Genomic DNA, 8229 nt, shown 5'->3' with positions numbered 1-8229 from the left:
GATTGGCGAGTGTTAGGGCTGTAGTTAATTGCAAAATAAAAGGCTCAAAGTTATAGAAACTTAGAGCCTTTATAAGCCATCTGCAGGATCGTTCAACCGATCATTTATCTCTTAACTGATCGGCATTAGCCTAATGGATCCTTTTTACTCTTTCCACTCATCAACATCTGTACAAATGCACAGTGTTCAATGTATGCTTACAGCATATAGATATGCTCAATAGCGTGTATGATATTGACACTCTATGTTACAAAAGCATAATAGCGACTCTGTTTATACCATTGAAATTTGGATAAAATGACGGCTAAAAACGAAGCGAAATCGGAAAGCAGAATCAAAATAGTAATAGGGCTACTGCTAGTCATAGCTATATGTTTGGTTATTCTTACCTATTTTGTTGCTAGCGACTTGCTTGCATACGACATTAAAAAAGTAGGTGATTTTTGTAAGAGTAACCCCCAATCATGCGATTCTGTTGCAATAGCTTACCAACTTGGACGCTTAGATCTTGTTAGCGTGTGCTTAGCATTTTTAGGAGTAATCGTTGGGCTATCTGCTGTTTTCGGCTTTTTTAGTATAAAGGAAAAGTCTGAAGTTATTGCCAACGAAGTTGCTCATGGCTGCGCAACAACTATCGCAAAACAAAGCGCTAACAACATTGCGAATGACGTAGCCAAAAAGGTAGCGTCAGAGATTTCTGAAGAACATGCAAAAGCTATAGCCAATCAAACCATTCGTAAGTTTGTTGAAGAGGATGCCAAAGGCATGATTTTGCGTAAAGTTGAGGATTTAATGAAAGAATATAAATCGACTCAAACTTCGCAGGAACAAAAAGCGACAACAGTTCCAAAACCAAACGATGCCGACTGGGGGGAGCATTTATGAGAGTACCACAAACTATGCCACACCTATTTAAGCACTACCAACTAACTTGGCCTGCTGATGTAGAAAAGTTTTGCTCTAGTCTTGGAATCGCTTGTATACCAGAAGTAATGCCCGATCATGAATCAGGTTATATTGAGCTTATCGATGGATACAGATTTAAAATTGCCTATAACGTGGATCACGCAAGAGTGAGGCAACGCTTTACTATCGCCCATGAACTCGGCCACTACTACTTGCACAGACACTTATTGGGTAAAGGCACGGGTGATAACAGAGCTTACCGTTCTGATGGTACGCGACTAGATAATTTAGATATTGGCCAATTGCAGGAAACAGAAGCAAACGCATTTGCTGCTGATTTGTTAATGCCAAAGGAGCTTATTAAGCTTTGGAGAGACCAAGGTTTAGGGTTCTATGAAATCCAAAACAGACTAGAAGTATCAGAGTCAGCTTTAAGCTACCGTTTACAAAATTTAGGTATCCATCTAAATAGTTGGTAGTAAAAAGGAGCCAATAGGCTAATGCCAGTCAGTTAAGCTGACTGGCTTTCTTTTTATTGGGGTATTTCTTTGCCTTTGGTTTTATTGCTCTCGGATATATCCGCTCTTCTCGTTTAATGGGCAAGACATGGTGTATCGCCTCCTCTTGCAAGTGAGTAATGCGCTTAGGGATTGTTCCCGCTGACTCCAACCCGTTGATTTAGGTGTGTGTCCTTTTAAGCTCATGTCCTTTTAAGCTCACTAAGGGAAACCTATTGGATTGGTGAAATAGACCAGAAAAATGAAGACTATGCCAAAGATTCAATCCCCTTACCCATCGACGTGAAGCTGTTTGAACTTAATCAGGTCGATAAGGTTCAAGTACGCAGATTTCTTAGTTAAAAACAAAAGCACGAATATCCGCTGCTAAAGATGATGAGCCCGGATCGTTTAAATGCATATGGACGCCTTCCGAGAAAGTAAGACGGTTCAAGAAAAGTCAAATTAGCGTTAAGCGGCAGTCACTCAAACATGACTACCACAAGGTTACTTTCTGAATCTAGAAATAGGTACGACTTGGTTTGAATGTGGGAGGTTTTGATACTTAGAAAGATCAAAATCCAAAATCTGATTTAAGAGTTCAATATCAACATGCAGCTCATCTAATAAGTCATCGAGATTTTTACCATATGCGATCATATAATTTTCTATTGCATCAGGGATTAATTCAGCATGTTCAAGAGGAATAAGGTGATCATCTTTTTCCTTTTTCGCTTCATACTTTCTTAATGTAATCACATGCCCTTTGTAGCGGCTTTCGGTTAGAAGGTCTAATTGTCTCGCTCGGTACAATATTGCAGCCTTACTTACCCCCCACCTTTCTTTCAATGCCGAAACCATTCTCCAATCCATTCTAGAGCCAATTTTAAACTCCTTAACAAAAGAAGATCTGGGTAAGAGGAAAGAGCTTGCATAGCGGTTGGCTTGTGATTCCGTGTGTTTACAACCTGTCACAATATCTTGGTGCATTATGATATGTCCGACTTCGTGTGCAATATCAAACCTCAACCGCCCAGGGCTATCTTTAGCATCATTTCTTACAATAATGGGCCTTTTAATTACACTTGATAAGGCATCTACTTCTGCAGAAACACCTGAAAATGTTGTTGTTATTGCACCTGCACACTCAGCAACTCGAGTCATGTTGTCAATAGGACCCAAACCCAGTTCCCAGTGTGCACGTGACTTCTCTGCTATACGTTCAATATCATTGTTGGTGGTAAACCCATCTTCACTTGGGAAATCAAGCTCAGGAAAATTAACGTATTTACTTAATAAGTCTACAAGTCTAATAAACAGTGCAACGTTAACTTTCGCTTGTATTCTTGAAGACTGCTTAGCGGTTCTATTACTTCTAAAGTGAATGCTAGTATCATCTAAAACCCCAGTTGGAATAACCGAGAAAAAGTCAACTTTCACTTTCAGAAACTTAGCTAGGCTATTTGTTTGTTCTTCTGTTGGCATTCTTGAACTAGTTTCTAATTGGTGTACATATTGTCTGGATGTACCAATAGACTCTGCAAGTTCAGCAAGAGTTAGCCCGTTTAGAATACGGGCTAATTTCAGGTTGTTTCCAAAAAAGTTGCTAGTAGTATCTGTAAAGTTTTTCATTGCTATTCATCTGAAAGCTTTCTGCTTTCATCGCTTTTAGGTAATGTGATCTTCGGTGCTTTAGTAACAACCTTTTCAGGTCTCGTATCGTCGACTGAAGTAATAACCGATGAACGATGTTCTGATAAACACCAAACGCACTTTGGTTGGTCTATCGCATTAAATCCAACGAAGAAGATTTCATAGTCTCGCTGTGAGATTTCTTGGTCTTCAGCCACATCAACAAAGAAACGCCACTTAATGACATATTCATCATTATCTCTCGTTTCATCGCCTAGGTCTAAAGCTAATTGCTGCGTTTTTTCAAACTTTTCTATTTGAATTGCTTCAGTATCAGAAACAGCAGTAGAAGACCGCTTTTTAGGTGCTAGGTAGTTGTCTCGAGTGAAGCGAAAAGGTGCGCCTTCAATTTTCATCACTAGACGATTAGAGCCATCGTGAATATCAAGCCAAGAGTACTCAAGAGCCATTTGCTTAAGTCGGTTTTTCTGCCTGTCAAAACGCGTGCATCCAACAGAATAACCAGAATCAAAGTCTGACTGTAGATCATCATCAGTCTCGTAGCATTGTTCTAATAGTGCTTGAGCAATAATTGTAAGTCGTTCATTAGTGAAAGCGTCTACAAAATCAGACGGTTTTTTGTTTGCCATCAAGTTTAACCTTTTGTGTGAAATGTTGGTTTTGTCAAGCAAGTTTCTGCCTATTTTGTTGTTTTGTCAAGCGCGCTTGTGGTGAAAATAGAAAATATGTCAAGCAAGCCGCTAAACTATCGACTAAGGCTTCAGGTACTCTTTCTAATCTGGCATAACTTATCGATTATCCGTTGAGCTAATATGAAAAAGACTGCATTATAGAGGGGAGAAAAACGACAACTTGGCGCCTGGTAAGCACTTGGCTAATACGTAAGCTTGGAGGAATTATGGCAGTAAAGGTTAATCAGGTTGAATTGCTGAAAGAGTATTTTTTTGGTGTTGTTGAACGGTCAGAGCACCATGCTCCTAATGTAAGCGAAGTGATTTATCCGCTACTTGGTTTAATTGTCTTGAAAATGGATGATAATTCCGACATTCAGGTTAGGGGAAGTAAAGGCGCCACTGGAAATATTTTATGGTTTACGACTAATTCACAGAGGTATGCTTTCCGTTATGAGCATGGTGATGACACTATTGAAATTAGAAAGGATAGTTTCAAAGGTGTCATGGTAGCTAAAGTAAACAACTCAACAACGGTTGCTGACTTGAAAGGCATTTTTGCAAATCTTTAGCCATTGGCTAAAGGGGCTGACATTCTAAGAGCTCGATTAGAACTCAAGCTGACTTTTATCATAAAAACTATGGTCTACTTTCGCTTCACTATATTCATATTCAATGCCTTGAATTTCAGTGACAAAAAGGTTGTTTTTATCGAGTTCCAGCGTGCTCTCGCGAGTATCAGTGAAATTGCCTAGGTCTGTATCATCATACAAGTAAGGTAGTTTCTTTTGTCTTTGGGAAGCTGAATCTGATGGTTTAACTTTCCATGTTACAACCCTAGGAGAGAGAGTTGACTCACCATACATAAGTGGCTGATATAGATGTATATCTACCTCTTCATCTGTCTTTCTAGAAACTGGCTTAACCCTAGATGAAGAATGAAACAAAACTACATTATGTTGTTTATCAGATTTTTGGGCGGAACGGAAAATTAAGCCGTCGAACGACTTTGATAGATATTCTGCTATAACTTGCGTTGTAATATACTCTATTTCAGCTTCGTGAGGATGTATAGGCTTCGAAATCTTTTTACTCAACCGCTCTAAGAAGATGGCTTGTTGCTCCAAGTGGTATGTTTTTGGATCAAATAGATCAGTGCGGTCACTAGTAACTTCTTGTAAGGCGGACAAATCTACAAGTCGAAGTTGTTTTATAAGGTCAAACTTTCCAACAACGACGAAACTACCAACATGTGGTCTGACTTCTGTAATTGCTGTTTGCTGTTCTAGAGCACCATAGAATACGGAAATTCCACGCGGATTCATTCGCCCGGCACTGGCTAAATTACCAGGTGGCGGACCCAGCTCTATTTCTGGAGACGCTAAAGTTCCTTTTAATGAATCTTCACTACTATGAACGCGGGCTCTAAATAAGCTTTGAATATGCTCACTTTGCGGACCTGCATACACAACCACCGGTTTTCCAGTATTAGTCTTTAAACAATCTAATCCAGCAAATACTGTATCTAATGTTTCTTCCACTTCTTGATTGAAAAAACGGCTTTCATTTTTGATTGACTGCTCCAGATCATGCCATTTGTCTTCCCAATTATGATCTCGATTAATAGACATATCAAAATGTGGCTCATCATCGTATTCGTTAAAGCCCTCAATTTCCCATATTTCGTTGATATCTAATGCGTTACACAAATCCGAAATTAATTCTTCTGGACATTCTAACAAATCGCCGAGTGTAGTGGATAAGTTCATTCCATCACGGAACCAACCATCCCCATCATACTCTTTGTCATTCATGTAGGCAGACTCCCAAGCTTCAGGCTCAGAAGGCGTGATACAGTAATACTGGATAAAGACAGTCTTAACAGCATCTAGAAGCTCCTCGAAAGTCATGCACGGAAAAGACTCTCCACAATAGCTACATAACTCGTCGTTATTTTTTTCCATTTGGCTGTAAAGGTAGGTGTTTCCTATACATTCTAAACAAATATTTTTATTCGGCATATCAGTGGATTGATTTGTAATTTAAGTGGCTGTAATTATACATTTTTTCTTGTATTAGAGAAAATCTCAGATGCACAAAAGGTAGTGAGTTGATTGTTACTTTAGTAAAGTAACCAACACACTTTGTCCAAAAGAAATCAGAGTGAACTTAGCAATACGGGTCACGCGATAACATCAAAACAGACAAGCCTTGAATAAGGCACTTAAAATTTAGTATTGATGTGCAGTTTCCTAAGTTAAACAAAAAAGCCACATGCTTAACAGGTGGCTTTATCAAACCCTACACCACCGCCTTCATGACGGTTGTGACGACTTTTCCTATCACCGCGAACTCGTTGAGTTTGTCCTCGTTCACGATGAAAGAATCATATTCTTCTTTGTTGTCTGAGATGACTTCATAGCCTTCTGCCATAATGTTGTACTTCAGACGTTTAATGTAGACATGTTTACCGATACGAACGACGTACACGCCGTGCTTAACTGGGTGTTCTAATCTTCGAATATCGACAAGAACCTCATCGCCATCACTTAAGGTATCGTCCATTGAGTCGCCGTGACAGATAATGATTCTGGCGGTTTCTTCTGTTAATCCGAAACGCTTTAGCCATTCACATGGTAGGAACTCAGTGCGAAGTTGAAACTCAGCATCGTTCAATGTGCTAAAACCGCAAGCTGCATAGACGTTATAGACGGGAACAGCACACATATTTTCAATTTGAGAGACGGCATTCACGGTTTTTACGTTTGCGATTTCCGTCACATTATCAGGAATAACGTCATCACCATACTTTGCGCGTAGTTCAGCAATCACTTCTTCATCAAAATTTGAGATGTGATATTCAAGCCCAGCGCCTCTTCCGCTAGCTCTGCGGGATATCCAATCAGCTTTTTTAGCTTTTTGACTGAAACCTTGAGGGGTCGTTGGAAACCCAGCTATTCCCTGTAAATCCGAAGTTTTAAACCATTCGCGCACGAAAAACCCTTAAAACAAACATTGACCAATCTTATTATTCCGATCTATCATTCCAACAAAATCCGAGAAAACTCTAGATAATTCGAGAAAATCCACATAAACAGCAATTCTTAATGTGGTTTTAGACCGATTAACACCGATTCACCAATGTATCACATGCTCGTCTCGGCGTGTAGTGATGTAGGGCACTGATTATGAATACAAAATATGCACTCCATGCTCGTTTTGGCACACCGATTGTAGCGTTGGGCGATATTTGCGAAGAGTTCTTCCATATCAACGCCGAAACCGCCAATGGCAAAGCAAACAGCCAGTCTTTACCAATTCCCACTTTCCGAATGGAAGATCACAAACGCAGCCCGTTTATGGTTCACCTTGATGACCTCGCTGATCTGATTGATTTACGTATTCGCGCTGCCAAGCATGAGTTCACTATTCAAGGCAAACTTTCCGATGAAGAGATGCAGATTGTCCAGAAGTGGCAATGGCTCCATCAAAATCAAAGGCAAGTCCGACGCAATAAACGTAAAAAACGCCTTAAAGAAGTAAAGAAAGAGCTTGGTAAGGAAGCAATGAATGATGCCGCTCCATTTAGTAAGAGGGACGAACTATGAACCAACCATTCATAACCACCATAGCTTGTCCGTATGTCACGGTAGCGCCCCCTAGAGAAAAGACGCTGATCAATATGGTGGCGGTGACGGTAATCGCCGCCCGCGAAGCGATGGTTCAGCTCGGCTAACTGAACCCTTACGCGTTGTAGAGAGTATCTGATATAGAAGCAAACCAAACAATGTACGTCTTTTTGGCGGATGTACAACATAAGTACAACAAGACATGCAGCTTGTTTCGCCAACGTCACCGCAATGAGCTCACAGAGATAGCCAACACCTATCGCCTACGAGCAAATATGCTGCGCAAGCTTGACCTAGTTACCGCTCATATTGCGCCAAGTAGCGAGGCAAAAAGCTTCATTAAACGCGCTCTAAACAACTCCATTCTCGCAGGGGAGATTTCGCCCTTCGTTTATTTGGTGATGTCGCCCTCAAGCGCCACAGCCAGACCTTTGAACCCAAAGTCACTCCGCTTGGCGAGTTTGACTCGTTAGAGTCGGCAGTTGAACAGGCTGGCAGTTACATTGTAATGGATGCACAGGAGCTTACAGCGGTATGAAAGTTTCAAAAATACATTCCAGCGAGCGAGGCTTGGTTGCCAAGGATTTCTGCGCTGTTGCTCGCGCATTAGACAGTGTGGTTCACCACCCTCCCTGCGTGTTCATTAAGTCTGATACCAAGGGTGACTTCTTAGGCTGGGCGATTTCGGTGTTTAGCCCGGCACACTGTGAGGCCATCTATCTGCTATCGCATGGCAAGGAGTTAGCGCTCTTCCCTACCCTTCAGGAAGCAATGATGTTCTTGAAAGAGGAGCACATTTTCACATTCAACGTGAGTTCGGCAAGTTGAGGGAATTATGAGTGAAGATATGGCAGGCATGGTCAATCCCGATCC

10 protein-coding genes and 1 pseudogene are annotated in these 8229 nt (G+C 40.9%); 6 read left to right on the top strand and 5 right to left on the bottom strand.

What is annotated here, in order from left to right; genetic code table 11:
- The first annotated feature begins 288 nt into the window (after positions 1-288).
- Together ACQEXR_RS09650 and ACQEXR_RS09645 are read left to right on the top strand one after the other, a co-directional pair.
- Positions 289-885 (top strand): hypothetical protein, encoded by a 597-nt coding sequence (locus ACQEXR_RS09650; RefSeq protein WP_427020225.1) that lies wholly within the window; start codon positions 289-291, stop codon positions 883-885.
- On the top strand, positions 882-1385 hold the full coding sequence (locus ACQEXR_RS09645; RefSeq protein ID WP_427020224.1) for an ImmA/IrrE family metallo-endopeptidase: 504 nt from the start codon (positions 882-884) through the stop codon (positions 1383-1385). Before ACQEXR_RS09650 ends, ACQEXR_RS09645 begins: the two co-directional genes overlap by 4 nt.
- A gap of 28 nt (positions 1386-1413) precedes the next feature.
- Here ACQEXR_RS09645 and ACQEXR_RS09640 read toward each other — a convergent pair.
- From ACQEXR_RS09640 to ACQEXR_RS09630, 3 genes and pseudogenes are all read right to left on the bottom strand, one after another.
- Positions 1414-1575: pseudogene (locus tag ACQEXR_RS09640) on the bottom strand (IS4 family transposase); the annotation flags it as partial.
- Between the two features lie 335 nt (positions 1576-1910).
- Positions 1911-3035 carry a helix-turn-helix domain-containing protein gene (locus ACQEXR_RS09635; RefSeq protein ID WP_427020223.1) on the bottom strand — a complete coding sequence of 375 codons (1125 nt, stop codon included), beginning with the start codon at positions 3033-3035 and terminating at the stop codon, positions 1911-1913.
- A 2-nt stretch (positions 3036-3037) separates the two neighbouring features.
- A complete protein-coding gene (locus ACQEXR_RS09630; RefSeq protein ID WP_427020222.1) occupies positions 3038-3685 on the bottom strand; it encodes a hypothetical protein in 648 nt (215 codons plus the stop codon).
- Between the two features lie 269 nt (positions 3686-3954).
- Here ACQEXR_RS09630 and ACQEXR_RS09625 point away from each other — a divergent pair, with 269 nt between their 5' ends.
- On the top strand, positions 3955-4299 hold the full coding sequence (locus ACQEXR_RS09625; protein ID WP_427020221.1) for a hypothetical protein: 345 nt from the start codon (positions 3955-3957) through the stop codon (positions 4297-4299).
- A 36-nt stretch (positions 4300-4335) separates the two neighbouring features.
- Here the strand turns inward: ACQEXR_RS09625 and ACQEXR_RS09620 are convergent, their stop codons facing one another.
- Together ACQEXR_RS09620 and ACQEXR_RS09615 are read right to left on the bottom strand one after the other, a co-directional pair.
- Positions 4336-5691: an RES domain-containing protein gene (locus tag ACQEXR_RS09620; RefSeq protein WP_427020227.1), complete on the bottom strand. Its 1356-nt coding sequence runs from the start codon at positions 5689-5691 to the stop codon at positions 4336-4338.
- 337 nt (positions 5692-6028) lie between these two features.
- Positions 6029-6721: a helix-turn-helix domain-containing protein gene (locus ACQEXR_RS09615; protein ID WP_138971677.1), complete on the bottom strand. Its 693-nt coding sequence runs from the start codon at positions 6719-6721 to the stop codon at positions 6029-6031.
- A gap of 194 nt (positions 6722-6915) precedes the next feature.
- On the opposite strand from ACQEXR_RS09615, the gene ACQEXR_RS09610 reads away from it, so the two are divergent.
- The 3 genes from ACQEXR_RS09610 (at position 6916) to ACQEXR_RS09600 (ending at position 8184) form a co-directional block, all read left to right on the top strand.
- Complete coding sequence (locus tag ACQEXR_RS09610; protein ID WP_427020220.1) at positions 6916-7335, top strand: pyocin activator PrtN family protein; 420 nt, start codon at positions 6916-6918, stop codon at positions 7333-7335.
- A complete protein-coding gene (locus tag ACQEXR_RS09605; protein WP_427020219.1) occupies positions 7332-7463 on the top strand; it encodes a hypothetical protein in 132 nt (43 codons plus the stop codon). Before ACQEXR_RS09610 ends, ACQEXR_RS09605 begins: the two co-directional genes overlap by 4 nt.
- A gap of 427 nt (positions 7464-7890) precedes the next feature.
- A complete protein-coding gene (locus ACQEXR_RS09600) occupies positions 7891-8184 on the top strand; it encodes a hypothetical protein (RefSeq protein WP_427020218.1) in 294 nt (97 codons plus the stop codon).
- Positions 8185-8229: the final 45 nt, after the last annotated feature.

It is taken from the genome of Vibrio sp. TRT 2004 (genome assembly GCF_050113735.1).
Classification (GTDB): Bacteria; Pseudomonadota; Gammaproteobacteria; order Enterobacterales; family Vibrionaceae; genus Vibrio.
The sequence above is the reverse complement of the archived record's forward strand: the minus strand, read 5'-3'. Positions and strand labels throughout refer to the sequence as shown.

Bases quoted from the DNA above. Each gene is read 5' to 3' on its own strand.
- ACQEXR_RS09645 (WP_427020224.1), top strand. From the start codon at position 882: ATGAGAGTACCACAAACTATGCCACACCTATTTAAGCACTACCAACTA.
- ACQEXR_RS09635 (WP_427020223.1), bottom strand. From the start codon at position 3,035: ATGAAAAACTTTACAGATACTACTAGCAACTTTTTTGGAAACAACCTG.
- ACQEXR_RS09630 (WP_427020222.1), bottom strand. From the start codon at position 3,685: ATGGCAAACAAAAAACCGTCTGATTTTGTAGACGCTTTCACTAATGAA.
- ACQEXR_RS09625 (WP_427020221.1), top strand. From the start codon at position 3,955: ATGGCAGTAAAGGTTAATCAGGTTGAATTGCTGAAAGAGTATTTTTTT.
- ACQEXR_RS09620 (WP_427020227.1), bottom strand. From the start codon at position 5,691: ATGGAAAAAAATAACGACGAGTTATGTAGCTATTGTGGAGAGTCTTTT.
- ACQEXR_RS09610 (WP_427020220.1), top strand. From the start codon at position 6,916: ATGAATACAAAATATGCACTCCATGCTCGTTTTGGCACACCGATTGTA.
- ACQEXR_RS09605 (WP_427020219.1), top strand. From the start codon at position 7,332: ATGAACCAACCATTCATAACCACCATAGCTTGTCCGTATGTCACGGTA.
- ACQEXR_RS09600 (WP_427020218.1), top strand. From the start codon at position 7,891: ATGAAAGTTTCAAAAATACATTCCAGCGAGCGAGGCTTGGTTGCCAAG.